21 protein-coding genes and 1 tRNA gene are annotated in these 26,622 nt (G+C 55.6%); 12 read left to right on the plus strand and 10 right to left on the minus strand.

Annotated features, from left to right (window positions below):
• Positions 1 to 68 precede the first annotated feature (68 nt).
• The 4 genes from glyQ (at position 69) to ABJM11_RS01515 (ending at position 4,770) form a co-directional block, all read left to right on the plus strand.
• Positions 69 to 1,088 (plus strand): glycine--tRNA ligase subunit alpha, encoded by a 1,020-nt coding sequence (glyQ, locus tag ABJM11_RS01500; protein WP_407069944.1) that lies wholly within the window; start codon positions 69 to 71, stop codon positions 1,086 to 1,088.
• A 2-nt stretch (positions 1,089 to 1,090) separates the two neighbouring features.
• The gene (gene glyS / locus ABJM11_RS01505) at positions 1,091 to 3,172 is read left to right on the plus strand and encodes a glycine--tRNA ligase subunit beta (protein WP_348294545.1); all 2,082 of its coding nucleotides are present in this window, start codon (positions 1,091 to 1,093) and stop codon (positions 3,170 to 3,172) included.
• Positions 3,173 to 3,313: 141 nt separating this feature from the next.
• Positions 3,314 to 3,390: transfer RNA gene (locus ABJM11_RS01510), tRNA-Pro, on the plus strand.
• Between the two features lie 309 nt (positions 3,391 to 3,699).
• A complete protein-coding gene (locus ABJM11_RS01515; RefSeq protein ID WP_348294546.1) occupies positions 3,700 to 4,770 on the plus strand; it encodes a Fic family protein in 1,071 nt (356 codons plus the stop codon).
• Between the two features lie 487 nt (positions 4,771 to 5,257).
• Here ABJM11_RS01515 and ABJM11_RS01520 read toward each other — a convergent pair whose 3' ends face one another.
• The 4 genes from ABJM11_RS01520 to ABJM11_RS01535 form a co-directional block, all read right to left on the minus strand.
• The gene (locus tag ABJM11_RS01520; RefSeq protein ID WP_348294548.1) at positions 5,258 to 5,779 is read right to left on the minus strand and encodes an FAD-linked oxidase C-terminal domain-containing protein; all 522 of its coding nucleotides are present in this window, start codon (positions 5,777 to 5,779) and stop codon (positions 5,258 to 5,260) included.
• Positions 5,772 to 6,149, minus strand: a complete 378-nt coding sequence (locus ABJM11_RS01525; protein ID WP_348294549.1) for a hypothetical protein — start codon at positions 6,147 to 6,149, stop codon at positions 5,772 to 5,774. The genes ABJM11_RS01520 and ABJM11_RS01525 overlap by 8 nt, the downstream gene beginning before the upstream one ends.
• Before the next feature lie 246 nt (positions 6,150 to 6,395).
• Positions 6,396 to 6,836 carry a DUF4864 domain-containing protein gene (locus ABJM11_RS01530; RefSeq protein WP_348294551.1) on the minus strand — a complete coding sequence of 147 codons (441 nt, stop codon included), beginning with the start codon at positions 6,834 to 6,836 and terminating at the stop codon, positions 6,396 to 6,398.
• Between the two features lie 117 nt (positions 6,837 to 6,953).
• Positions 6,954 to 8,762, minus strand: a complete 1,809-nt coding sequence (locus ABJM11_RS01535; protein ID WP_348294553.1) for an ABC transporter ATP-binding protein/permease — start codon at positions 8,760 to 8,762, stop codon at positions 6,954 to 6,956.
• A gap of 157 nt (positions 8,763 to 8,919) precedes the next feature.
• Between ABJM11_RS01535 and ABJM11_RS01540 the strand changes: the two genes are divergently transcribed.
• Together ABJM11_RS01540 and gabT are read left to right on the plus strand one after the other, a co-directional pair.
• Positions 8,920 to 10,659, plus strand: a complete 1,740-nt coding sequence (locus ABJM11_RS01540; RefSeq protein ID WP_407069947.1) for an ABC transporter transmembrane domain-containing protein — start codon at positions 8,920 to 8,922, stop codon at positions 10,657 to 10,659.
• An 81-nt stretch (positions 10,660 to 10,740) separates the two neighbouring features.
• Complete coding sequence (gabT, locus tag ABJM11_RS01545) at positions 10,741 to 12,015, plus strand: 4-aminobutyrate--2-oxoglutarate transaminase (RefSeq protein ID WP_348294555.1); 1,275 nt, start codon at positions 10,741 to 10,743, stop codon at positions 12,013 to 12,015.
• Here gabT and ABJM11_RS01550 read toward each other — a convergent pair.
• Positions 12,012 to 12,752, minus strand: coding sequence for a ParA family protein (locus tag ABJM11_RS01550; protein ID WP_348294557.1), 741 nt, complete (start codon positions 12,750 to 12,752; stop codon positions 12,012 to 12,014). The two genes, gabT and ABJM11_RS01550, sit on opposite strands and share 4 nt — an antisense overlap.
• 263 nt (positions 12,753 to 13,015) lie before the next feature.
• On the opposite strand from ABJM11_RS01550, the gene ABJM11_RS01555 reads away from it, so the two are divergent.
• Both ABJM11_RS01555 and ABJM11_RS01560 read left to right on the plus strand, forming a co-directional pair.
• Positions 13,016 to 14,728, plus strand: a complete 1,713-nt coding sequence (locus tag ABJM11_RS01555; RefSeq protein WP_348294559.1) for a carbohydrate-binding module family 20 domain-containing protein — start codon at positions 13,016 to 13,018, stop codon at positions 14,726 to 14,728.
• Positions 14,729 to 14,884: 156 nt separating this feature from the next.
• Complete coding sequence (locus ABJM11_RS01560) at positions 14,885 to 15,652, plus strand: VC0807 family protein (protein ID WP_348294561.1); 768 nt, start codon at positions 14,885 to 14,887, stop codon at positions 15,650 to 15,652.
• Between the two features lie 114 nt (positions 15,653 to 15,766).
• Here the strand turns inward: ABJM11_RS01560 and gyrB are convergent, their stop codons facing one another.
• The 5 genes from gyrB to dnaA form a co-directional block, all read right to left on the minus strand.
• Positions 15,767 to 18,181 carry a DNA topoisomerase (ATP-hydrolyzing) subunit B gene (gyrB, locus tag ABJM11_RS01565; RefSeq protein WP_348294563.1) on the minus strand — a complete coding sequence of 805 codons (2,415 nt, stop codon included), beginning with the start codon at positions 18,179 to 18,181 and terminating at the stop codon, positions 15,767 to 15,769.
• Between the two features lie 85 nt (positions 18,182 to 18,266).
• Positions 18,267 to 19,391, minus strand: a complete 1,125-nt coding sequence (gene recF / locus ABJM11_RS01570) for a DNA replication/repair protein RecF (protein WP_348294565.1) — start codon at positions 19,389 to 19,391, stop codon at positions 18,267 to 18,269.
• Positions 19,392 to 19,489: 98 nt separating this feature from the next.
• A complete protein-coding gene (locus ABJM11_RS01575) occupies positions 19,490 to 20,761 on the minus strand; it encodes an AarF/ABC1/UbiB kinase family protein (protein WP_348294567.1) in 1,272 nt (423 codons plus the stop codon).
• A gap of 32 nt (positions 20,762 to 20,793) precedes the next feature.
• A complete protein-coding gene (gene dnaN / locus ABJM11_RS01580; protein ID WP_348294568.1) occupies positions 20,794 to 21,897 on the minus strand; it encodes a DNA polymerase III subunit beta in 1,104 nt (367 codons plus the stop codon).
• A gap of 57 nt (positions 21,898 to 21,954) precedes the next feature.
• A complete protein-coding gene (gene dnaA, locus ABJM11_RS01585) occupies positions 21,955 to 23,403 on the minus strand; it encodes a chromosomal replication initiator protein DnaA (protein WP_348294570.1) in 1,449 nt (482 codons plus the stop codon).
• Between the two features lie 642 nt (positions 23,404 to 24,045).
• Here dnaA and rpmH point away from each other — a divergent pair.
• The 4 genes from rpmH to yidC are packed head-to-tail and all read left to right on the plus strand — an operon-like array spanning position 24,046 to position 26,613.
• Positions 24,046 to 24,180, plus strand: a complete 135-nt coding sequence (gene rpmH / locus ABJM11_RS01590; RefSeq protein ID WP_008172542.1) for a 50S ribosomal protein L34 — start codon at positions 24,046 to 24,048, stop codon at positions 24,178 to 24,180.
• A gap of 15 nt (positions 24,181 to 24,195) precedes the next feature.
• Positions 24,196 to 24,603: a ribonuclease P protein component gene (gene rnpA / locus ABJM11_RS01595; RefSeq protein ID WP_348294571.1), complete on the plus strand. Its 408-nt coding sequence runs from the start codon at positions 24,196 to 24,198 to the stop codon at positions 24,601 to 24,603.
• A complete protein-coding gene (gene yidD, locus ABJM11_RS01600) occupies positions 24,603 to 24,896 on the plus strand; it encodes a membrane protein insertion efficiency factor YidD (protein ID WP_348294573.1) in 294 nt (97 codons plus the stop codon). The genes rnpA and yidD overlap by 1 nt, the downstream gene beginning before the upstream one ends.
• A gap of 4 nt (positions 24,897 to 24,900) precedes the next feature.
• A complete protein-coding gene (yidC, locus tag ABJM11_RS01605) occupies positions 24,901 to 26,613 on the plus strand; it encodes a membrane protein insertase YidC (protein WP_348294575.1) in 1,713 nt (570 codons plus the stop codon).
• The last annotated feature ends 9 nt before the right edge of the window (positions 26,614 to 26,622 follow it).

Consider the following 26,622-nt stretch of genomic DNA (forward strand, 5'->3'; position numbering starts at 1 on the left):
CCTTTTTTTAATGAGTGCCCGGCAAGATGCCAGGGCGCCACACACTGACTGACCAACAGGCAAACGTCGTGACAGACAAGGTAACTTCCAAAAACACCCCGGATATCAAAACCTTCCAGGGCCTGATTCTCGCCCTGCAGAATTTCTGGGCGCAGCATGGCTGCGTGGTACTCCAGCCACTGGACATGGAAGTAGGGGCCGGCACTTTCCATCCCGCCACCTTCCTGCGCTCCATCGGCCCGGAAACCTGGAACGCCGCCTACGTTCAGCCCAGCCGCCGCCCGACCGACGGCCGCTACGGGGAGAACCCCAACCGCCTGCAGCACTACTACCAGTTCCAGGTGGTGCTGAAACCGTCTCCGGACAATATTCAGGAACTGTACCTGGACTCACTGAAGGCCCTGGGCCTGGACCCACTGGTTCACGATATCCGCTTTGTGGAAGACAACTGGGAATCGCCTACTCTCGGTGCCTGGGGCCTGGGCTGGGAAATCTGGCTCAATGGCATGGAAGTCACCCAGTTCACCTATTTCCAGCAGGTGGGCGGACTGGAATGCTACCCGGTAACCGGCGAGCTGACCTATGGTCTTGAGCGCATCGCCATGTACCTGCAGGGCGTCGACAGTGTTTATGACCTGGTATGGACGGAAGGCCCGGACGGCGTGGTCACCTATGGCGACGTCTTCCACCAGCAGGAAGTGGAAATGTCCACCTACAACTTCGAACACGCCGACACTGAATTTCTGTTTCACAGCTTTGATGTCCACGAGCGTGAAAGCGCCCGCCTGATTGAGGCCGGCCTGGCACTGCCTGCCTACGAGCAGGTGCTCAAGGCCTCCCATACTTTTAACCTCCTTGATGCACGGCACGCTATCTCCGTGACGGAGCGTCAACGGTTCATCCTGCGGGTTCGTACCCTCGCCCGTTCCGTAGCCCAGGCTTACTTCGACAGCCGCCGCAAGCTTGGCTTCCCGCTGGCGCCAGAGGCGTTGCGCAAGGAAGTACTGGCCGCAGCCGACGCCGCCGATGAAAAAGGCAAGAAGGGCAAGAAAGCGAAGAAAGCTCAGCAGGAACAGGGGAACGCATAATCATGACAACACAGGACTTTCTGGTTGAACTGGGCACCGAAGAGCTGCCCCCCAAGGCCCTCAAGCCACTGTCAGATGCATTCACCCGTGGCATCACCAGGGGCCTTGAAGAGGCCGGTATCGAGTTTGGCAGAGTAGAGGCTTTTGCCGCGCCACGCCGGCTTGCCGTGCGAGTTCGTGGCCTGGAAGATGCCCAGCCGGACAAACCGGTGGAAAAACGCGGCCCGGCCGTAAAAGCCGCCTTTGACGATTCCGGCAACCCGACCCGGGCGCTGACCGGGTTTGCCACCTCCCTGGGCGTAACCCCGGACCAACTCGACACCCTGGAAACCGACAAAGGTGCCTGGGTGGTCTATCGCACCATTGAAAAAGGCCGCCCCACCGTGGAACTGATGCCGGAACTGGTGGACCAGTCCCTGGCAGCACTGCCCATACCCAAACGCATGCGCTGGGGCGCTCACCGAACCGAATTCGTGCGGCCGGTCCACTGGGCGATCATGCTGTTCGGTAGCAAGGTGATCGAAACGCCGATCATGGGGCTTACACCGGGCAACAAAACCCGCGGCCACCGTTTCCATTGCCCCAAATCACTGATTGTTCCCAAACCCTGTGACTACGAAGTAGTGCTTCGGCAGGAAGGTTACGTCATTGCGGACTTTGCCGAACGCCGGGAGCAGATTCGCGAGGGTGTTATGGCCATCGCAAAGAACGAAGCTGGTGGTCAGGCAGTGATTGACGAAGACCTGCTGGACGAAGTCACTGCGCTGAACGAATGGCCGGTGCCCCTGATGGGCCACTTCGAGGACCGCTTCCTGGCTGTGCCCGCCGAGGCGCTGATCTCCTCAATGAAGGAGCATCAGAAGTATTTCCACGTGGTCTCGGCCGACGGCAAGATGCTCCCATTGTTCATCACCGTCGCCAACCTGGAAAGCAAGGACCCGAGCCAGGTGATATCGGGCAACGAGAAGGTTATCCGTCCACGCCTGTCCGACGCCGCCTTCTTCTACGACACCGACCGCAAAACCCGGCTGGAAGACCGGATCGAGCAGCTCAAGCCGATCGTGTTCCAGGACAAACTGGGCAGCATCTACGACAAGTCTGCCCGGGTGGCCGCACTGGCAAGGAAAATAGCCGACGCTATCGGCAGCGATCCTGTACTGGCCGAGCGCGCCGCCATGCTGGCCAAGACCGACCTGGTCACCGAGATGGTACTGGAATTCACCGACCTTCAGGGCATCATGGGCCAGTACTACGCCGCCAATGACGGTGAAAACGAAGAAGTGGCCAGCGCCCTGAACGAGCAGTACATGCCGCGCTATGCCGGCGACGACCTGCCTGGCACCCTGACCGGCTGTGCGGTGGCCATCGCTGACCGTATTGATTCCCTGGTGGGGCTGTTCGGTATCAACCAGCCGCCTTCCGGCACCCGCGACCCCTTCGGCCTGCGCCGTGCGTCTCTCGGCGTGCTGCGCATCATTATCGAACGGGAACTGCCGCTGGATCTGCAGGCCCTGTGCGAATGGGCGGAAGCAGAACACAGCAGCATCACCGAACCGAACGTTGCCAATACGGTGGTGGACTACATGCTGGAGCGCTTCCGTGCCCACTATGAAGAGCAGGGCATCAGCGCCGAAGTCTATCTGGCCGTGCACGCGCGCCGCCCCACCCGCCCGCTGGATTTCGACCGCCGGGTGAAAGCCGTGGAAGCGTTCCGCCAGCTGCCGGAAGCCCTGGCCCTGGCCGGAGCCAACAAGCGGGTGTCCAACATTCTCACCAAGCAGGGCGGGGACAGCATCGGTGAAACCATCGATAGCGACCTGCTGCAAGACAACGCGGAAAAGGCCCTGGCAGAGCAGATTCCGCAGCAGGCTGAGAAGGTGCTGCCGCTGTTTGAGAAAGGCGACTACGCCACCGCTCTGAGTTCCCTCGCCAGTTTGCGGGAACCGGTGGATAACTTCTTCGACGAAGTGATGGTCATGGCCGACGATGAAGCCGTACGCAACAACCGACTGGCCATGCTCAACCAGCTGCGGAACCTGTTTCTGCGGGTGGCGGATATTTCCGTCCTGCCTACTGCAGGTTAACCGGGATACCCGGAGGGCCGGTATTGAGCCGGCCCTCCACAACCCTATCCGGGATGGCAAGCTCCGCACCTCTACGGATGCCGTTTTATCCGCCGGGGGCTGGTAAATAACCACTCAATCCGTATAATACCGGCCGTTGATCGGCGTGTGGCGCAGCTTGGTAGCGCACTTCGTTCGGGACGAAGGGGTCGCAGGTTCGAATCCTGCCACGCCGACCATTTTCCCGCTCTCTTCTTTCATATATTCCCTGATTCTCAAGCATCTCCGTTCCGACATCGCGTTTCTGCCAGAACACGATTCGCTACTCGTTGAACTCGCCAAGTCCGCCGAACATGCCTGCCGTGCTGGGCTAGTAGTTAGGTATGGCGTGGGAGGAGGCGATGTGGCCAGCGAAGTGCATAGATTTTTTTGATTTCTATGGTCCTGACAGGTCACATATATAGTAAAACGCCGTTTTCTTTGCATATCCGCCAAGACATGTATAAATTTATGGCTTTTCTATACATAAATTCAGAAAGGGACATTCTGTGCTGCCAACTTTATCTCTCGAACAAGTCGAACAGTGGGAATCCCGTGCCGTTCTGAAAAAAGCAGCGGAAGCCCACCGCTATCTGGCGGAGCTTAAAGGTGTGGCAGCCACTATTCCTAATGAAGAAATTCTGATCAACACGCTTACCCTGCAGGAAGCCCGACACAGTTCCGAGATCGAAAACATCATCACTACTCAGGACGACCTTTATCGTGCTGTTGTGGCAGATGACGCAAGCATTACTCCGGAAACCAAAGAGGTTCAGGACTATGCGGCGGCACTGCGAGCAGGTTTCCGGAGTGTTCGGAAATCCAGGTTAGTTCGACTAAACGACATTCTGGTTATCCAGGAAACCCTCGAACGAAACCAGGCTGGGCTGCGCAAACTTCCGGGTACCGCCCTGAAAAACCAGGCCACTGGCGAAGTGGTGTATGAACCGCCCCAATCGGCCCGTGAAATCGAAGACCTGATGGGCAACCTTGTGGCTTACATTAACGATGACGAGCTGTGCGATGCCGATCCACTAGTGAAAATGGCCATTATTCACCACCAGTTTGAAAGCATTCATCCCTTCTACGACGGCAATGGCCGCACCGGGCGCATTATCAACATGCTCTATTTGGTGGCGAAGGACCTGTTGGACCTTCCAGTTCTTTACCTCAGTCGTTACCTGATCCAGACCAAAGCCGGTTATTACCACGAGCTTCAGGCCGTGCGTGATACCGGCAACTGGGAGCCCTGGTTACTCTACATGCTGGAAGGTGTCAGCCAGACGGCTCAACAGACGATCGCGCTGATTGGCCAGATTCGTGAATTGATGCAAAACACCAAACATAGAATGCGTGACGAGTGCCCGAAGATCTACCGCCAGGAGTTGCTGAACAACCTGTTTAACCATCCATACACCAAAATCGACTTCGTGATGGAGGACCTGGCCGTCAGTCGAATCACCGCCACCAAGTACCTGGATGAGCTGGTCGGCATCGGCCTTCTGGACAAAGCCAAAGTAGGCCGCAGCAATTTCTATATCAACTCGCCACTGATGGCACTCTTCATTGAGCGGGCTTAACTATTTACTATTAGCCGGGCTCGGCCAATCCTGGGTGGGGATATTCAGCTCGGAAACAAGCGGTAGCATTAATTCCGATATGTCATCGGCATCATAGGGTTGCCCATCCGATTCGCGAGAGTAGCGGATATCCATCATGATGTCGGGCCTTGACAAGAGGCTCAGACTACCTGTGAGCCTTCCATTGAAGGTGATAGTAAGAATACAAACCGGTTGGCCAGCAACCTCAGTCACAACATGAAAGTCCCGCATCTGCCTGGCGCTACCAAGCTCAACACCCTGCTTTTGGCAGCTCTTAAGACTTTCGATCGCACTATCTCCAGTCGATGTAATAGCCACTTTGGGAACCGTAGGGCCAGAGATCTCAGCGGTTCCATCCAAAGTAAAGTCGCGCACGAACGGAGACCCCCCATCTAACACAGTAGCGGAGATGTAAAAGTTGGGACTATCAGGAGATCCATCCTCGGCATAGGAGACCCAAACATGGTTAAACGTGCAGCCCCTTTCGATCTCTACCAGACTGCCCAGTTAGGAGCTTTGAGGTAAACATGACAGCCAGTTTGATCTGATCCCACTGTTTTAGCTGGTCGCCACGACGGCCCGGGGCAATCACGGTGTAGTAGGGCGCCGGGCCGTCGGGGTAGACATGGGTGAAACGGCAGGTGACAAAGGCCCTGCCGCAGATCTCCCGGGTGACCCTGTTCACGGTTTCCAGGACACCCCGGTGGAACTCTTCGAATCTGTCCCAGGTAATGGCGGTTTCGAAAGTCTCAGCCACCAGTCCCAGCCGAATCAGCGCATCGCGCATGTAGGGGGCGCGGATAAACTGCTGGCGCCAATCGCCGGCCTGGCCTTTACCAGGTGCTTGTGCCCGGTAGGCCTGAACCGATCCGCCAGCGTCAGCGACGATGTCCAGCGCCCGCTCCATCCACGCATCTAACGGATGGTCAGCCGACTCGAACCCAACAATAAGTAAGTGCTTACTACCGTTACCGATACCGTTAATCATAGCCTCTCGAGCATCGATCAGTCGACAGTTGGTGGGGTATAGCCCGGAACTCCGGCCTGGCCTGAAGCTGCATCCAGGCGGAGGTGACAAAACCCAGTGTGCCTTCAGAACCCAGGAACAGCCGGTCCGGTGATGGCCCTGCCCCTGAGCCTGGCAACCGACGGCTTTCCAGCGATCCTCGGGGCGTTACCACTCGGGTGGACGCCACCAGGTCATCGATGTGGGTGTAGAGCGTGGCAAAATGACCGCCGGAACGGGTGGCGATCCAGTCGCCTTCGTAGCGGGGTTCGGTGCCACCGACCACACTGGAGCCGCCACCGTAGAGAATCACCGTCCAGGCCCCGCACAATGTCCCGGAAGGATTTGCCATAGGTATGACTGGCTCGGTCCCGGCGATCCGTGGAAACGATGGACACCAACGATTCCGGCGGCTGCAACCGGGGTTCCGGCAACTTCAGATCGCCCAGGGTCGGCTGTGCCTGGCACGTCAGCTCCGCGTTTCCAAACTGCATGCCTACCAGTTGGCGCAACTGATCAATCTGCCGGTCGTCGAATGCGCTTTCTTCGTTACCCCAGCCCCAGAAACTGCGTGTTGTCATGGGTCGTCCTTACTGGCTCAGATTCCGATATCGGCAGGTTCAAGGCGAACCCCCGCAATTTTCCAGGTGCCCTCCATCATCACCATGCGATAGTACGCCTCCCAGCGTTTACCCTCCGGGCCCCGTAATTTCACTACCTGTATTTCAAAGCTGCCGTGAGGTATGCGTCTGGCGAACTCTATTGACTTGGCGCTGTGAACGGCGGGGTAGGCCTCCCTCACCATATCGGTAAACACCTGCGAGGAGCCGAAACGACGCTTGATGCCTTCGGATGCATAAGCCCAGGCCTGCTCCTGGTCGTTGTTGGCGAACGCTTCAATCTGGCGGAGGATGGTGTCCTGGATCTCCTCGTCCGTGTCGCCAGCCATGGGCCGGGAGGACCAGAGTAGCGTCAGGGCAATGCCGACAAGCAGTATTGCGAGTATTCTCTTGCTGATGCCCAGGCTGATATGGACCATAACACCCCCTGGTTGATCATATTTTAAACAATACGATCACCCGAACATAGCAGATTCCTCCCGGGCTTCGAAGAATCCGTTTATAACCTGTCCTGTCGGCGGGACTGAATCCGGTGTTCAGGCTTCATCGCTATCGTCATCGCCGCTTCGATGCTGCTGCGCCCACAGATGGGCATAGTGGCCACCAAGAGCCAGCAAGGCGGAGTGGTTGCCACTTTCGACAATGCGGCCGCCATCCATCACCAGGATGGTATCGGCGTCCCGCGTGGTTGAAAGGCGGTGGGCAATCACCAGCGACGTGCGCTGACGACTGACTTCCTTTAACGCCCCCAGTATTGCCTGTTCAGACAGGGAATCCAGGGACGACGTGGCCTCGTCCAGAATCAGCACCGGTGGATTCTTGAGAATCACACGGGCAATCGCTACCCGTTGTTTCTCACCCCCGGAGAGCTTCAATCCGCGCTCGCCGACCTGGGTTGCGTAGCCATCGGGCAGGCTCTGGATAAAGGCGTCGAGATGCGCCATGCGGGCTGCACGGTAGACCTCTTCCTCGGTGGCCTCGGGGCGGCCGTATGCCAGGTTACGGTAGAGAGTGTCATTGAACAGCACGGTATCCTGGGGTACCACGCCAATGGCCGCGCGCAGGCTGTCCTGGGTGACCGTACGAATATCCTGCCCATCAATGGTAATGTGGCCCTGGTCCACATCGTAAAAGCGGAACAGCAGGCGGGCGAGGGTGGACTTGCCGGCACCGCTGGCACCCACCACGGCTACGGTGTGACCCGGTGGGATGGAAAAACTCACATCCCGGAGAATCTGGCGGTCCTGTCGATAGGCAAAGTGGACATGGTCGAAGCAGACTTCGCCCTTGTCCACGACCAATGCTTTGGCATCTGGCGCATCCTCGATCACCGGTTCATCGCCAAGCAGACCGAACAACCGTTCCACGTTCACCAACGCCTGACGGATTTCCCGGTAAACAAATCCCAACGCATTCAGCGGGATAAACAGCTGCAGAAGGTAGGCGTTGATCATGGTGAAATCACCCAGGGTAATCTCGCCCGTTGCCACTTCCCGCACCGCCATGGCCATAATCACGATCATCGCCAGGCCAATGATGAAAGCCTGCCCCGAATTCAGGGCTGCCAGGGAAAGGCGGTTTTTAAGCCGGGCCCGCTCCCAGTCGTCCAGATCCCGGTCGTAGAGCTCTGCCTCAAAGCGCTCGTTATTGAAGTACTTCACTGTCTCGTAGTTGAGCAGGCTGTCCACGGCCCTGGAATTGGACTGGTTATCCCGGGCGTTGGCCTCACGGACAAATCGGGTACGCCACTCGGTAACCTTGATGGAAAACACCACATACACCACCACGGCCACCAGGATCGCCAGTACATAACCGACGTTGAACACCACAAACAGGATGCCGGCGACCAGCAGAATTTCCAGGAGTGTGGGCACGATGTTGAACAGGGTGAAGCGCAGCAGGAAGCTGATACCGTTGGTACCCCGCTCGATATCCCGGGCCAGACCACCGGTCTTCCGGTCTAGATGAAACGCCAGTTCCCGATTATGCAGATGTTCGAAAACCCTCAGCGATACCCGCCGCATGGCCCGTTCCGCCACCCGCGCGAACACCGCATCCCTCAGTTCACTGAACAGCGTGCTGCCGAACCGAAGCAGGCCGTAGGCGAGGACCAGGAGCACTGGAATCCACAGGAGTACCTCTGCACCCTTGTTCTGGTCCAGGTAATCAACGATGTATTTCAGGGCCACCGGTGTCGCAACGGTCGCTAACTTGGAGATTATGAGAAACGCCAACGCCAGAACAACACGGCCCCGGAATTCGGCCAGATAGGGCCAGAGACCGGAAATGACTTTCCAGTCCGGTTTGTGGTCTGCGGGGTAGTCGTTATCGGCGTAGGCTCTCACTGTCGAGAATAACTCCAAGGTTGGGGAGCGCGCGTGGGTGCTCTGCCCGGATGTATGATAGGTCTTCTACGGAGTTCAAAGCGTATCGTTGCCAGAGTTTACAGTACCGTCAATCAGGAGGCACACCATCAACACCCGTCATCGCAAAGCATTAAAGCTGGTCATCGATTTTATCAGCCCTTACAAGAGGGCCGTTGCTGGTGCCCTGGTTGCTCTGGTTATTACGGCCGGTATCACACTTGGACTTGGTCAAGGGTTGAGGATTCTGGTGGACCAGGGTCTCGCCACGCAGTCTCCCGTCATGCTGTCCAAAGCTGTTGGGTTATTTTTTGTTCTGGTGATCGGGCTGGCGATCGGCTCCTTTGCCCGTTTCTACCTGGTCTCCTGGATTGGCGAACGGGTAGTGGCGGATATTCGTAAGCAGGTGTTCAACCATCTGATCGACCTTCACCCCGGCTTCTACGAAAAAAACCGAAGCCTGGAGATTCAGTCCCGCTTTACGGCCGATACCACCGTGCTGCAGTCGGTGATTGGCTCCACAGTATCGATCGCTCTGCGTAACGCGCTGATGCTGGTGGGTGGACTGATTCTATTGTTTGTTACCAATGCCAAACTGGCCAGCATCATTATCCTCGGCTTTCCGCTGGTGATCATTCCCATCCTGGTGTACGGGCGCCGTGTCAGGCAGCTTTCCAGGCTAAGCCAGGACCGGGTGGCGGAAGTGGGCAGTTACGTGGGGGAAAACCTTACGCAGATCAAGACGGTGCAGGCGTTCAATCACCAGCCCCACGACCGCAGGTTCTTTGCCCGGGTGGCTGAGAACGCTTTTGACATAGCGCGGGTGAGAATTCGTCAGCGGGCATGGCTGACCACCATTGCAATCACCCTGGTGATGGGCGCCATCGGTGTGGTGATCTGGATCGGCGGCCTGGATGTGATTTCAGGGCAAACCAGCCCCGGCGAACTGGCGGCGTTTGTGTTTTACAGTCTGCTGGTAGGCCTTGCGGCGGGCGCAATCAGTGAAGTAATCGGCGAGTTGCAGCGGGCCGCCGGGGCAGCGGCGCGAATCTTTGAATTGCTGCAGACACCCAGCGAAATCTCGTCAACTGCAACCGCTACCCAAACGCTCCCTGCCACCCTTCAAGGCAATATCGAAATCAGCAATCTGAGCTTTTCCTACCCGGCCCGACCGGATGTCGAGGTCATCAAGGGGCTTTCACTGAGCATTCGCGCCGGTGAAACTGTTGCCCTGGTCGGCCCCTCCGGAGCGGGTAAATCCACGCTGTTTGACCTGTTGCTGCGCTTCTACGACCCCGATGCGGGGCATATTCTGATCGACAATACCGACAGCCGCCAGGTGGCAATCGATGAGCTGCGACGCTGTTTTGCGTTGGTGCCCCAGAATCCTGCCCTGTTTCACGGCACCATTGCCGACAACATTCGTTATGGCCGTCCGGAGGCCAGCGACGAAGCCATGGTGGAGGCGGCCCGCATTGCCCATGCCGATGAGTTTATCCGCAGACTGCCCCAGGGTTATGAAACCCCCCTGGGCGACACCGGGCTGGGGCTCTCCGGTGGTCAGAAACAGCGGCTGGCAATTGCCCGGGCATTGCTCGCCGATGCGCCTATACTGTTACTGGATGAGGCCACCAGTGCCCTGGACGCTGAAAGCGAGCACCTGATACAGCAGGCAATGCCGGGCTTGATGTCGGACCGCACGACACTGGTGATTGCGCACCGACTGGCGACCGTGAGGCACGCCGATCGTATCATTGTATTGGACGCCGGCATTCTTCAGGATATTGGCAATCATGACGACCTGGTGGCACGAAATGCGCTGTATCGGCGCCTGGCGGAACTTCAGTTCCGGGAAGACATGGGAAGCCGTTGTACGTAGAAACATAAGGGCCGGGTTTTCAAACCGGGCCTTCATTTCGTGTATGCTGGTGGAACCAAACCGAATTCGAGGAGAGGCAAAGTGACGAACAAAGAATTGCAGGCACTCAAAGAACGTTATGTCGCGGCCGGTGCTGCCAGCCCCAACGAGCAGTTTGCCGACCATGCGACCAATGCCGAGCTCTGGGATGCCGACGGCAAGCGAATGATCGACTTCGCCGGCGGCATCGGTGTACTGAATATCGGCCATCGTCACCCAAAAGTGGTTGAGGCTGTGAAAGCCCAGTTGGACAAGCTGATGCATACCTGCCAGACGGTCATGCCCTATGAGGGCTATGTGAAGCTGGCACAGAAGCTCAGCGAAGTCGTACCGGTGAAAGGGCATGCCAAGGTGCTGCTGGCCAACTCCGGGGCAGAGGCCCTTGAGAACGCCATGAAGATCGCCCGGGCGGCAACCGGCAAAACCAACGTTATCTGCTTTGACGGTGGTTATCACGGCCGTACTTTCTACACCATGGCCATGAACGGTAAGGCCGCGCCCTACCAGACCGATTTCGGGCCAATGCCGGGTACCGTTTTTCGCGCGCCTTACCCGGTCCCTTATCATGGTGTCAGTGAAGAAGAAGCGCTTCGGGGCCTGAAAATGGCCATGAAGGCCGATTCACCGGCCAAGGACACCGCAGCCATTGTGATCGAGCCGGTATTGGGTGAGGGCGGTTTCTACGCCGCGCCTGCCAGCTTCCTGAAAGAGATTCGCAAGATCTGCGACGAGAACGGCATCCTGATGATTGCGGATGAAGTCCAGAGCGGCTTTGGCCGTACTGGCAAAATGTTTGCTGTTGAACACAGCGGTGTTGAGCCAGACATCATGACCATGGCCAAGAGCATGGCCGATGGTATGCCGATTTCCGCCATTGTCGGCACTGACACGGTTATGGATTCTTCCGGTCCGAACTCACTTGGGGGCACCTATACCGGCAGCCCGACTGCCTGTGCGGCTGCCCTGGCAGTGTTTGATGTGTTCAAGGAAGAGGACATTCTGGGCAAGAGCCAGCGCCTGGGCGATAAGTTGCGCAAGCGCTTTGACCAGTGGCAGGAGCAGTTCCCCCACGTGGACAACGTGCGGAACCTCGGCCCCATGGCTGCCATTGAGCTGGTAACAGACAAGACCAGCAAGGAGCCAAGAGCGGACTTCGCGGCCGCTGTTACCAAAAAAGCCAAGGAAAATGGCCTGATTCTGCTCAGTTGCGGTATGTATGGCAATACCATCCGCTTCCTGATGCCGGTAACCATCGAGGACAATATCCTTGAGGAAGGTCTGGCTATCGTAGAACAGGCGTTGAAGGAAATCGGTTAAAGCAGTTTACTGATTTCCTTCCATAGCCGACGATAGGCGTCTGCGGCAGCCGAAGAACGGTCCATCAGTTCAACCGGCTGGCCGCTTTCGCCCATTTTCTCCACCACACTGGCATTGGGAACGACGGCATTCAACCCTCCTTCAAGATGCCGTTTACGGTTGATCACCATCTCCCGGTGCAGGTTCTTGCGACGGTCCACCATTGAGAAGAACGGATGCAAGCGGCCAGGTTTGAGTTTCTTGTCTTTAGCAAACGCCTGCATCTGATGCCAGCTGTTAAGCGCGAGCCAGGTAGGCATTACCGGCACAAACACACCATCTGCGGTTTTCAATACCTCCTCGGATAACCGCGACATTGACGGTGGACAGTCCAGAACCACCAGGCTGGTTTCCTCAGACAACGGTGCCAGCCAGTTCTTGAGGGTATTATTGCTGTCGTTCCTGTCCAGACGGATATCAAGGTTGCGGAAGCTATTGTGGGCAGGAATAAAGTCGAGGTTGGGGTAGGCACTGGCGCGAATAAACTTGCCAATCGGTGTCTTGCCGTCCATCAGCGCGGCCAGCTTGCGGCCCTTGATCCCATCGGCACCCGCCAGATACCAGCTTGCCGCCCCCTGGGGGTCCAGGTCCCACAAAAGGGTGCTGATACCGGCCTGGCTGGCCAGATAGGCGATATTAACAGCCGCCGCGGTTTTACCAACGCCGCCTTTGAGGCTGTAGAACGCAATGATCTTCATGCTTCCTCCTGAAGCCTGACGGAATAACGGCTGCCAGCTTACCCCATCTCACCTGTTTGCGTGTTTCAGTTCGATGACACATCGCCAGTAACGACATAAAGTTCTGATCTCCTCCCCCTGGCTACTCCCCGTTAACTGGTAACGAGGATGTTTTGGCTAACGAATGAACACTTCATGTTGATTATGGGCATCTGCATATGTCGTCTCCGGACGACGTTGGCAGTCGGATGGTCTCCACAACAAATACAAGACAGGAGCACACAATGGTTTCTATTCCACGTCTGGTGACCGGTGTCAGCCTCGGCCTGACGCTTGCGTTGCCCTTTAACACCGCTCAGGCCGGCACATTTGTCCATCTGTTTGAATGGAAATGGAACGATGTCGCTACCGAATGTGAGCAGTTCCTCGGCCCTAAGGGCTACAGTGCCGTGCAGGTATCACCACCCCAGGAACACATTCAGGGCGATGCCTGGTGGACCCGCTACCAGCCGGTCAGCTACCAACTTCAGAGCCGTAGCGGCAACGCCAGCCAGTTTGCCGACATGGTGTCCCGTTGCAATGCCGCAGGTGTGGACGTTTACGTCGATGCGGTCATCAATCACACTGCCAATGGTACCGGCACTGGTACAGCTGGCTCTGGCTACAACAGCAATACGCTGACGTATCCGGTATACAGCAGCAATGACTTCCACAACGAATGCAGTATCGACGGTTCCGACTACAGCTCAGATGCCTGGCGCGTCCGCAACTGTCGCCTGGTGGGTCTGCCGGATCTGGATACCGGAAGCACTTACGTGCGTGACTCCCTGGCCGGGTATCTGAACCAGCTTACGTCACTGGGGGTAAAAGGTATTCGTGTGGATGCCGCCAAGCATATGTCGCCCGGTGATATTGGTGCTATCGTCAGCCAGGTAAACGAGCCTCTGTATGTGTTCCAGGAAGTGATTGACCTGGGTGGAGAGGCCGTCAGCGCCAATGAATATACCAGTACTTCAGATGTTACCGAATTCCGCTACAGCGCTTCTATTGGCAATGTCTTCAAGAATCAGAGGCTGGCTGACCTGAATGCGTTTGGCGAGAGTTGGGGTTTTCTTGCCGGCGGGGATGCCGTCGTGTTTACCGATAACCACGACAACCAGCGAGGCCACGGTGCCGGTGGCAGCAATGTCCTTACGTACAAGAACGGAGATCTCTACAACCTGGCAAATGTGTTCATGCTGGCATGGCCCTATGGTTACCCCAAGGTGATGTCCAGTTACGCATTCTCTGACAGTGAACAGGGGCCACCGGCCCAGACCGTCTACCAGAATGGCTCGGCGCAGTGCGGTTCTGCCTGGGTGTGCGAACACCGCTGGGACTCCATCGCCAATATGGTGGGCTTCAGGGCCGAAACCGATGGGCTGGGTGTGAATAGCTGGTGGGACAATGGCAATAATCAGATCGCCTTCAGCCGCGGTAATGCCGGTTTCGTCGCGATTAACCGTGAAAGCACCAGCCTTTCCCGCACCTTCGGTACCGGCCTGGCCGACGGCAACTACCGGAATGTTGCCGGCGACGGCGCCTGTGTCACCGTCCAGAATGGCCAGGTGGCGCTGACCGTGCCAGCGATGCAGGCCGCGGCTCTGCATACGGGTCAGCCATGTGATCCCGACCCCGAGCCACCAGCAGGAAATTCTGCTTCCGTGACCTTCCAGTGCCAAAATGGCACGACGAAATGGGGCCAGAGCGTCTATATCACCGGCGACAATGGCGCCCTTGGCAGTTGGTCACCAGCCGACGCGCTAAAACTGGCCCCGTCCGCCTACCCCAGCTGGAGCGGTACCTTCGATATTCCGGCTAACACCAGCATTGAGTGGAAATGCATCAAACGCAGCGAAACGGACCCCGGTGCCCAGCTGGAGTGGCAGTCCGGCTCAAATAATCAACTTCAGACCGGAAGCTCAGGCTCTGCCAGCGCTACGTCCGGCTCGTTCTGAAGCCTGACTTTCGCCGGCTTGCCGTCAGCCTGTCCGCCAGGGCAGGCTGGTTCGACTATCCTTCGGTTAGTGGGGATTTCATCGTATACTGCCTGAAGATATTTTCCGTATGTTGGCATCCTACCGGCATCACTTCCCGAACCATCAGGCTGATTTATGACTTCCCCGGAAACCCCTTCAAGACCGACACACAAACCCAGGCCCTGGATAGACCTGCTTGTCAGCATCGTCATTCCTTCCGTAATTCTGATGAAACTCAGCGGTGATGAATATCTGGGAAGCGTGATGGCACTGATCATCGGGCTTGCTTTCCCGCTGGGGTGGGGATTGTTCGAGCTCGTGCGCTACCGCAAGTACAACTTTATCGCGGTGCTGGGTATTATCAGCGTGGGCCTCACCGGTGGTATCGGGCTAATGGAACTCGACGCCGGCTGGTTGGCCATCAAGGAGGCCGCCGTTCCCGCGGTGATAGGTATCGCCGTGCTGATTTCCACCCGTACCAGGTACCCGTTGGTGAAAACGCTGCTGTACAACCCCACCGTACTGGATGTGGAAAAAATCCAGAAGGTACTCAAGGAGAGGGGCAGCGAGGCAGAGTTCGAAGCGCGGTTGCTGAAGGCCAGCTACTTCTTCAGCCTGACCTTTCTGTTTTCATCCATCATGAACTTCGTACTGGCCAAGTGGATTGTCACCAGCCCTTCCGGCACCCAGGCTTTTAACGAAGAACTCGGGCGAATGACTCTGATCAGTTACCCAATGATTGCCATCCCGTCGATGCTCATGATGATCGCGATCTTCTATTATCTGTGGCGCTCCATTCGCCGGCTCACCGGCTATACCCTTGACGAAGTCATGGCACCGCACCTGGCGGCTCAGCATGAAAAGAAATCATCAGACTCAACATCCGGCCAGCAGGATCCGTAAACGAGAAACCACACAACGTATTGATTTTAAATAACAAAAAGGCGGCCAGATGGCCGCCTTTTTTGTGCCCCGGCCGAAAAACCGGGCAGTCCTCAATACCATCTCACTGTAAAATCAGATATCCAGATTGGTCACTTCCAGTGCGTTGTTCTGAATGAACAGCCGGCGCGGCTCCACATCGTCACCCATCAGCGTGGTGAAGATCTGGTCTGCAGCGAAAGCGTCCTCGATCGTCACCTTCATCATGCGACGGGTTTCCGGATCCATGGTGGTTTCCCACAGTTGCTCCGGGTTCATCTCGCCCAGTCCCTTGTAGCGCTGAATATTCAGGCCGCGCTGCGCTTCCTTCATCAGCCACTCCAGAGCACCTGCGAAGGACAGTACTGCCTGTTTGCGCTCGCCGCGCTGGATATAGGCCCCTTCTTCAATCAGGCCATCCAGGGTTTCACCCATTCGCGCGATGGCGGCGTAGGATGAGGAATCGAAAAACTCATGGCTGAATACGTGGTTATGGGGAATACCATGGACGTAAATCACCACCTTTGGCAGGTACAGATTACGTTCGGTATCCTTCTCCACAGAGAAGGTATACTTGGTGCCCGTACGGGTATCCAGCTGCAAACCATCCCCCAGACGGGCTACCCAGCGAGCCACCGCTTCTTCATTCTTCAGGTCTTCCGGCTTCAGGGTTACGTTGTCCAGCATCTGCTGAAGCACTTTGGCAGGATAGGCCCGGGAGAGGCGATCAATCATTGCCATCACGGCCTGGTAATCCTTGACCATGGTCTCCAGAGCCGAGTCCTTAATCGCTGGCGCTTCCGGATTTACATACAGCTGGGCACCTTCCAGAGCGGTCTGGGTCAGGTACGCTTCCTTGGCTTTTTCGTCTTTCAGGTATTGTTCCTGCTTGCCACGCTTGACCTTGTAGAGAGGTGGCATGGCGATGAAAACATGGCCACGTTCAATGATCTCGCGCATCTGGCGGAACAGGAACGTAAGCAACAGAGTACGGATGTGTGAACCATCCACATCCGCATCGGTCATGATAATCAGCGAGTGATAACGGAGTTTTTCAGGATTGAATTCCTCCCGTCCGATACCGCAGCCCAGAGCGGTGATCAGTGTGCCAACTTCCGCTGAAGACAGCATCTTGTCAAAACGTGCTTTCTCAACGTTCAGGATCTTACCCTTGAGCGGCAGAATAGCCTGGGTTTTACGGTCACGACCCTGCTTGGCACTGCCGCCGGCAGAATCACCCTCCACTATGAACAGTTCTGAGAGGGCTGGATCCTTTTCCTGGCAGTCTGCCAGTTTGCCGGGCAGGCCGGCGATGTCGAGGGCTCCTTTGCGACGGGTCATGTCTCTTGCCTTGCGGGCAGCTTCGCGAGCACGGGCAGCTTCGATCATCTTGTTAACGATCAGTTTGGCTTCGTTAGGCTGCTCCTGAAGGAAGTCAGCGAACGACTGGTAAAGTTCCTGCTCAACCGCCGTCTTCACTTCAGAGGAGACAAGTTTATCCTTGGTCTGCGAAGAGAACTTGGGGTCCGGGACCTTCACGCTGATAATCGCAGTCAGGCCTTCACGGGCGTCATCACCGGACGTGCTCACTTTCGCCTTTTTACCAAGGCCTTCATGCTCGATGTAGTTGTTCAGTGAGCGGGTCAGGGCAGCACGGAAGCCCGCCAGGTGGGTACCGCCGTCACGCTGGGGTATATTGTTGGTGAACGTGTAAATGTTCTCCTGGAAGGCGTCATTCCACTGCATGGCGACTTCCACCGCGATCCCGTCTTCGCGCTCTTTTATAAAGTGGAATACCCGGTTGATCGGCGTTTTATTGGAATTAAGGTGCTCCACGAAGGCACGCAGGCCGCCCTCGTACTCGAACACTTCCTCTTTGCCGGAGCGCTCGTCCTGAAGGCGGATACGTACGCCGCTGTTCAGAAACGCCAGTTCCCGCAACCGCTTCGCCAGGATATCCCAATGGAATTCGATGCTGGTGAAGGTTTCGGGTGAGGGAATAAAGTGGACCTTGGTGCCGCTGGCATCGGTATCGCCGACCACAGCCAGGGGTGCTTTCGGTACGCCACCGTTGTAAACCTGCTCATACACTTTGCCATCCCGGCGAATCGTCAGGGTAAGTGAAGAGGACAGGGCGTTTACAACCGAAACCCCAACACCGTGCAGACCACCGGAAACCTTGTAGCTGTTATCGTCGAACTTACCCCCGGCGTGGAGAACGGTCATGATAACTTCCGCGGCCGACACGCCTTCTTCCTCGTGAAGATCTACCGGAATTCCACGCCCGTTATCCTTGACCGTAACTGATTCGTCCGGATGAATGATCACCCCGATTTCAGAGCAGTGCCCAGCCAGCGCTTCGTCAATGGAGTTGTCCACCAGCTCGAAGACCATGTGGTGCAGACCGGTACCGTCATCGGTGTCACCAATGTACATGCCTGGACGTTTCCGCACCGCGTCCAGTCCTTTCAATACCTTGATACTGGAGGAATTGTAAATCGATTCGCTCATTAGGGCACTCCTGAAGGGTGATTTCCCGGCCCGAAGCCATTGCCCCTGCTACAGAGGAATGAAAATGGATCATCCGGGCCTTATTCTATTCTTCCGTCAAATTTCCATGTTCCACGTGGAACAATCTGTATTCCGGCATGGTGTTCTGCCATAGTTCTTCAGGTCGGGGCGGCTCTATCGATGTCAGAAACACCTGACAGCGTAATTCGTAAAGCTTCTGGGCCAACATGGCCCGGTGCCCCACATCCAGTTCTGCATTAATGTCGTCCAGCAGAAAAGTGACCTGTTTTCCCAGATCACTCAGGACCATGCCTTGAGCAATCTTCATCAATATTACCAACGTCTTCTGTTGGCCCCGGGAAAACGTCTCCGACACCGGGCGACCCTGAAAACGCAGGCGTATATCTCCGCGATTGGGACCATACAAGGTATGGCCCATTTTCCGTTCCTGCTCACGATGTGCTTTCAATACATCAAACAGTGACTGCGACGAATCCCAGCCCGGGTAAAAATCGAGCCTGAGCCCATCTACCCAAGGCGCGTCAATTTCGCCGAGCAAACTATAAAAAGCCTTGGTGAACAAACGGAAGGTTTCTTTCCGTGCTTTTGTCAAACGCTCTGCCAACTCCGTGTACTGTGAGTCCCAGACCTTCATCAGAGCATCGTCTATTCTACCAGTTCTGAGGATTTGATTCCGCTGTGATGTCACTCTTTGGCACTGTTGCCAGACGGACGCAAAAGAAGGTTCCACGTGGAACACTGCCCAATCCAGAAACTGACGCCGTTTACCGGGCCCGCCGGCAACAATATCAAACACACCAGGATCGATAACCGACACCGGAAGATGCTGAGCCAGGGCCGACAGGTTACGAACCGCTTCACCATCGACGCGCAGTGTCGTCTCCTTCGCTGACACATCCCGTGAGATCCCGACACGATGAATAATCTCGCCAGCCAGAGCACTGCTGTCCTCAGCCATCCCGGAATCAAGGCCGCCGAAAACCGTCAGTTTTGGATTGCCATGACTGACAACTGCCTGGTGTCGGCTAACACGGAACGAGCGCCCAAGGCCCAGGTAACCAATGGCCTCCAGCACACTGGTTTTACCGCTGCCATTTTCACCGTATACAAGATTGATCGAAGGAGAAAAGCTGATAGGCGCCGGAGAGAGGTTGCGGAAGTGTTCCGTTTGCAGTTTAACGAGCGCCATAAGTCACGATAAGTTGTCAGCCTGGATACGGAACGAAAAAGGCAGCGTGCCAATCAGCGACGCTGCCCCAGTGTACAAAACCTTATGAATGAACGCGATTAATGCAGCATGGTAAGACGTTCGTCCATAAACACATCCATCTCCGGTGCCAGAATGTGCACGTAGCGGTCAAAGTACAGAAACTGTTTCAACAACAGGGCAAACTCCCGTGGGAAATGAAGCCCATGGCCCTCCCCAATACGCACCATATCCATCAGGATATTGTTCACGTCGTCTTCGGCCTGGTCCGGTTGATACGGGACCTCGTCCGGCACCATCCTGTCCATCTGCTGGTACAAACGGCGAAGATCGTTCGCCAGTTCGCTGGCCTGAACTTTCTGGTGGGTGATGCCGATGCGGATCATGGCATCTGCCATACCATCAAAATTTCCGACCATAACGGAGGAAATGAAATCACTGACCGCCTGCCAGGTGTCGGGGCGTATCCGGCCGACGATGCCAAAATCGATAAAACCAACTCGCCCATCCTTCAGAACCATCAGGTTCCCGGCATGGACGTCCGCATGGAAAAACTCACATTGGGTCAAGCTCGAGAACCAGGTATTCATGGCGGTAATCAACGTTCGCTCAGGATCCCGTGCATAACCCCGGATACTTTCGAGATCGGTCAGCGGGACGCCGTGGAATCGTTCCATGGTAAGAACGCGCCGGGTGCTGCAGCTCTCATACACAATCGGCACAGTGGCATCTTCATTGTGGCTGTTCAGCAGAAACTCCCGGAACACTTTGAGATTGTTGGCTTCCTTGATGAAGTCGCACTCTTCCATCATGGTCCGCTGAATTTCCTCAACAATGCCCGACAGCGATGTCCAGGAAAGCTTGGGAGCCAGGGTTTCCAGAATTCGCGCGGACAGATAAAGAAAGTTCAGATCGGTGAGCAGGATATTTTCCACTCCTGGTTTCTGAACCTTGATCACCACGTCTTCTCCGGTCACCAACTTCGCGGCGTGAACCTGCGCAATAGATGCGGACGCCAATGCCACCGGATCAATATCGGAATACACCTCTTCGATCGGCCGCCCGAGTTCATCCCTGATGATCTTTCTGATCACGCTGAAAGGCAGATTGGGGGTGCGGTCAAGGCAGTACTGGAACTCCTCAACATATTCCTTGGGGAAAAACGTGGGTGAACTGGCAATAAACTGACCCAGTTTTATATAGGTGGCTCCCAGTGATTCAAACGTCTGCCTGAGCAAACGTGGTGCAGGTGGACGGTCACCACGAACCCAATTCACTCCGGCTCGCCCGAGTACCGATACCGTCTGACCGATGCGAAAGGCACCCTTAAGACTATTCGTCATCGTTCCCATGTATCTCTTCCTTATCCCGTAAATTGTGGCATTTAAAGCCGCATGGGCATCACAACGTATAGGCAGCGGTTGTCATTCTGAGCTTCAATCAATGCACTACTGTTCGGGTTCGCCAGGGTGATTTTCACCTGGTCTTCCTCCAGCGCGTTCATCACATCCACCAGATAGCCTACATTAAATCCGATCTGCAGTGATTCGCCCTGGTACTCAACTGGCAAGGCGTCTTCGGCTTGTTCCTGATCCGGGTTATTGGCGAACACCTGCAGCTCGTTGGGGGCAAGATTCAGTCGCACTCCCCGGATATTTTCATGGGAAAGAATACCGGCGCGCTGCAGGGTATTCTTGAGCGTCGCCCGATCCGCCAACACGACCTTGTCGCCACCACGGGGAATAACCCGGTTATAGTCCGGAAACTTGCCCTCGATCAGCTTGGAGGTAAACGTATAGGCGCCTACAGTGGCACGAAGGTGATTGTCCCCGATTACCAGGGTCACCGGCGTTTCCACATCATCAAGTAGTCGTGCCAGTTCCAGCACACCCTTACGGGGCACGATCACCTGCCGGGGTTCCGGGCAACCGGTGGGCAGATCGAAATGGGCCATGGCAAGGCGATGGCCATCTGTCGCCACAGTACGGACGTGATCCTTGTCCACTTCCAGCAGCAGACCATTGAGATAGTAGCGAACATCCTGCTGTGCCATGGCAAACGCAGTCGCATCAAACATCCGGCTGAGCTCCTTCTGGGGCAGCTCAAGACGGAAACTTTCCGCCTCGTCCTCCACATTCGGAAAATGCTCAGCCGGCAACGTCGACAGGGTGAAATGGCTGGCCCCACACCGCAGGTGCAGTCGGTCGCCTTCCAGCGCCAACTCGATAGGAGACTCCTCTCCCAGTGCCCGGCAGATATCGGACAGCTTCCGCGCCGGAACAGTAATGCGGCCCGGCTGGTCCACGTGCACAGGTGACACCCGGCCCACCAGCTCCACCTCCATATTGGTTCCGGTGAGAGTCAGGGAGTTGTCTTCCGCTACCAGCAATACGTTGGACAACACTGGCATCGTCTGTTTTCGTTCCACTACACCGGCAATGGACTGCAGCGGGGTAAGCAAGGATTCTCGGCTGATCGTCAGTTTCATGGCACCCAGCATTCTTTTATTGGAAGGTGAATGTTTATTGGTTGTTCAGTGAACCGGTCAGGTTGTAAGCAACCGCATAAAGTTCTGATAATCTTCGCGGATACCCGGGTCTGTCTCCTGGAGCTCCACAATCTTCTTGCAAGCGTGCAGTACCGTGGTGTGATCACGGCCACCAAACGCATCCCCGATTTCCGGCAAGCTGTGGTTGGTCAGCTCTTTGGACAAAGACATGGCGACCTGCCGTGGTCGGGTTATCGTACGGGTGCGTCGTTTCGACAACAGATCAGAAACCTTGATCTTGTAATACTCGGCAACCGTGCGCTGAATATTATCAATACTGACCTGCTTTTCATGCAAAGCCAGCAAGTCCTTCAGGCTTTCCCGAATAAACGGCGGGGTAATTTCCGACCCGGTGAAGTGAGCATTCGCTATCACCAGACGCAGTGCCCCTTCTAGCTCCCGCACGTTTGAACGGATTTTCTGGGCAATAAAAAAAGCCGCTTCACTACTGAGTTTGACGTTCACCTGCTCCGCTTTTTTCATCAGTATTGCCACCCGCGTTTCCAGCTCCGGTGGTTCTACCATTACCGTGAGGCCCCAGCCAAATCGCGATTTTAGCCGCTCCTCCATATCCACAATTTCTTTCGGGAAGCGGTCACAGGTAACGATTACTTGCTGGCCTCCCTCAAGCAGGGCGTTGAAGGTGTGGAAAAATTCTTCCTGGGAACGCTCCTTGCGAGCAAAAAACTGGATGTCATCTATCAGCAGCGCATCCACAGACCGGTAATACCGCTTGAACTCGTTGATTGCGTTCAGCTGGAGCGCCTTGACCATATCCGCGACAAAACGCTCGGAGCGCAGATAGGCCACCTTGGCCCTCGGATTGCGCCGTACAATATCGTTACCGATCGCATGCATCAGGTGAGTCTTGCCGAGGCCAACCCCACCATAGAGAAACAGGGGGTTATAGGCCCCACCTGGATTCTCAGCCACCTGCATGGACGCAGCCCTGGCAAGCTGGTTGGATTTACCCTCAACGAAAGTGTCAAATGTAAAGCCTTCATTGAGAAAGCTCTGGTGCTTGATATCCCCTTCCACCTGAACGGAGCGGCGACTGTCGTCATTCTTGGGCTTTGACGAGCGGGGGGTCACCGTGGCCGCAACACCCCTCTCTTCTTCCGTTACCGTGCTGACGCCTTCCTGCTCCGACGCTGCACCGTTAGCTGCCGTTTCGGAACGAACAACCAGCTCCGACGTTTTCGGGGCCGAACCCACTTTCATATTCACCAGCGGCGCCTGGCCACCGTGAAGATCTTTCAATACTTCTTCAATTCGTCTGAGGTATTTTTCGTTAACCCAGTCCATCACGAAGCGGTTCGGCGCAAACAGCATCAACTGGCCCTCGCGGTGATCAGACTGCAAAGGCCTGAGCCAGGTGTTGAATTGCTGAGCGGGAAACTCGTCCCGGAGTACTTCCAGACACTGATGCCAGATATTATTCGGCACGACAGCCTTGCCTCCGATGCCTCAGAAATTATTCGTACCGGATCTCCGTGACCCGACGAAAGAGATGACCAAGGATTCTAACCTGCGCACCCCTCAAGTGAAAGGGTCAATAGCATTTAATAAACAGCCTGTGGAAATATAAACTGTTTATTATCATATTTTTACAGACTTACCTACAGGCTTGTGTACAGAAAACAATGGCACATAAAGTTACCCACAGACCCTTGTTCGCAACCCGGCCCCAACGCTGTGTATAAACCCCAAACCAACGGTGGATAAATCGACCCTCAAACGACCGGCCACGTTACCCACATTCCGTGCCCGATTTATTCACAGACCTCAGTGGCACTTGTCAACTGCCTTGTAAATATCCCAATTGTCTATTTTAAAAAGTATTTTCAGGTTTACCCACAGAAAAAGGCTTGCCTAATAACAGTAATAATAATCCTTAAAGAGATTAAAAAAGACCTACTGAATCTATTACTCGGCAGGGTTGATTCCAACCGACCCGGATAAGCGCATGCCGCAACCGATAAGCATTGAATTCCTTTGCCACATTGCATAGAATGCCGCTCCTATTTTGGTTGATCATTTTCCAGCCAACCATTGAATTTCCAATATCTGTAATGTGAGATCGACACCATGAAAAGAACGTTTCAACCAAGCGTACTGAAGCGTAAGCGCGTTCACGGTTTCCGTGCCCGCATGGCAACTGCCAACGGCCGCAAGGTTATCTCTCGCCGTCGTGCCAAGGGCCGTGCCCGTCTGTCTGCGTAAGACATTGACCGCCTGATGAAGGCTTTGACCTTTCCAAAATCGTCCCGGCTGCTCAAACCAGGTGATTACGGCAAAGTCTTCAATGACGTTCAAATCAGGGTTCCGCACCGGAATTTTCTGATCCTGGCGACACCCAATAGTCTGGGACACGCCAGGATCGGTTTGGTGTTTTCAAAGAAAAATCTCAAACTCGCCGTACAACGCAATCGCGTCAAACGTAGGGTCCGGGAGACATTCAGACACCAGACGGACTACCCTGCCCTGGACATTGTGGTACTCGGGCGACGGGGCTTGGCAGAGCTTGATAATGCAACGCTCAATGCTGCCCTGACGGAGCTTTGGTCGCGTCTCAGAAAGAAAAACCGGCAGCTCCAGAAACCCTCAACATCGGAACATTCCGGTACCGGCAAAGGAACGGGTTAATGCGCAAACTGTTGCTCCTGCCCATCCGTGTCTATCAGTACGCAATAAGCCCCATGATGGCCAGTCACTGCCGTCACTATCCGACCTGTTCCCAATATGCCATCGAAGCCATAACCACCCATGGCGCCGTGAAAGGCCTTTTTCTTGCGATGAAACGTCTTCTGAGGTGTCATCCGTGGGCAAAAGGCGGGTATGATCCCGTTCCGGGCACTGAAGTCTGCAGTGAGGTAATGTCTACCACCTGCTGCGGGCCGGCCAGCCAAACCCATAACACTAACCAGACCAAACAGTAAGTTTATGGATATTCAACGCATTGTATTATTTGCCGGCCTGGCCATTGTCAGTTACATGATGGTGCTTGCCTGGAATGAAGATTATAACCTGCCACAAACGCAACAGATTGCCGAACAGAGTAGTTCCCGTGCCCCTTCCGGTGATAGTGACAACATGACACTACCGGAGGGATCGTCAGGCAGATCTGATTCCTCTGGTGAAGAATTCGTCACCCCGGAAGGAGACAGCCAGGCTATTGGCGCTACCGGAAACGACTCGGCAGATGTCAGCGACCAACTGATTACCGTTCGTACCGACGTTTATGAACTGAAAATAGATCGGGTGGGCGGTAACCTCATTGAAAGTGCCCTGCTCCAGTATGACCGTTCCCTGGACAGCGAAGAGTCGCTGAGGCTACTGACGAATACCAACAAACGCACCTACATCATGGAAAGCGGTCTTATCGGTCGCGATGGTATCGACAGTAAAGGTAATGGTGGTGCGCCGGTATACGATGTGTCTGCAAGTGAATACCAGTTGCAGGATGGCGAAGACTCGCTGACGGTCAATCTGACCCATACCACCGACAACGGCGTGGAAGTCACCAAACAGTACCGTTTCGCCCGTGACAGCTATGAGATCGATGTCCGTTACCTGATCAACAACCAGTCAGAGTCCGCATGGCAAGCTAACATGACCGGCAAGATTGTCAGGGATCAGGCTCCGGATCCGACCGCTCAGAACAGTCTGGGTATCAGGGCGTTTCTGGGCATGGTCGTCAGCACACCGGAAGACCCCTACGAAAAATACGACTTTGATGATCTGACTGAAGAACCGGTTAATCGGTCCGTTACCAATGGCTGGCTGGCATTCCTTCAGCACTACTTTCTGGCCGCCTGGGTACCTGAACGGGACCAGCCAGCGCAATTCCAGTCCACAAAGCGTGGCCAGCTTCATGTTATGGGGTTTGTCTATCCCGCCACGCAGGTTGCGCCTGGAGAAACCGCTGAGGTATCTGCCCGTGCCTATGTCGGTCCCAAGATTATTGAACGGCTGGAAAATGTCGCACCGAACCTGGACCGCACCGTAGATTTCGGTTTCCTGTTCTTTATCGCACTGCCGCTGTTCATCATTCTCGACTGGTTCTACGGTCTGGTTGGTAACTGGGGTGTTGCGATCATTCTGCTGACGGTTCTGGTGAAGGCGGTGTTCTTCAAGCTTTCCGCTACCAGTTACCGCTCCATGGCCCGGATGCGAGCCGTTGCCCCGCAGCTGACCAGGTTGAAAGAACTCTACGGTGATGATCGCCAACGAATGTCCCAGGAAATGATGGCGCTGTACAAACGGGAGAAGATAAACCCCCTTGGCGGCTGCCTGCCGATACTGGTACAGATGCCGGTGTTCATTTCCCTGTACTGGGTTCTGTTCGAAAGTGTCCAGCTGCGTCACGCGCCCTTTATGCTGTGGATTCACGATCTGTCGGTAATGGACCCCTATTTCATCCTGCCGATCCTGATGGGGGCCAGCATGATGTTGCAGATGAGCCTGAACCCGACACCACCGGACCCGATGCAGGCGAAGATCATGAAAATGATGCCTCTGGTTTTCACCGTGTTCTTCCTCTGGTTCCCGGCAGGTCTTGTACTGTACTGGCTGGTTAACAACATCCTGTCCATCAGCCAGCAGTGGTACATTACCCGCAAGATTGAAGCGGAAACCGCTGCCAGAAAGAACTGACCGGACACA

Origin of the sequence: Marinobacter sp. (genome assembly GCF_039977835.1) — a bacterium.
Classification (GTDB): Bacteria; Pseudomonadota; Gammaproteobacteria; order Pseudomonadales; family Oleiphilaceae; genus Marinobacter.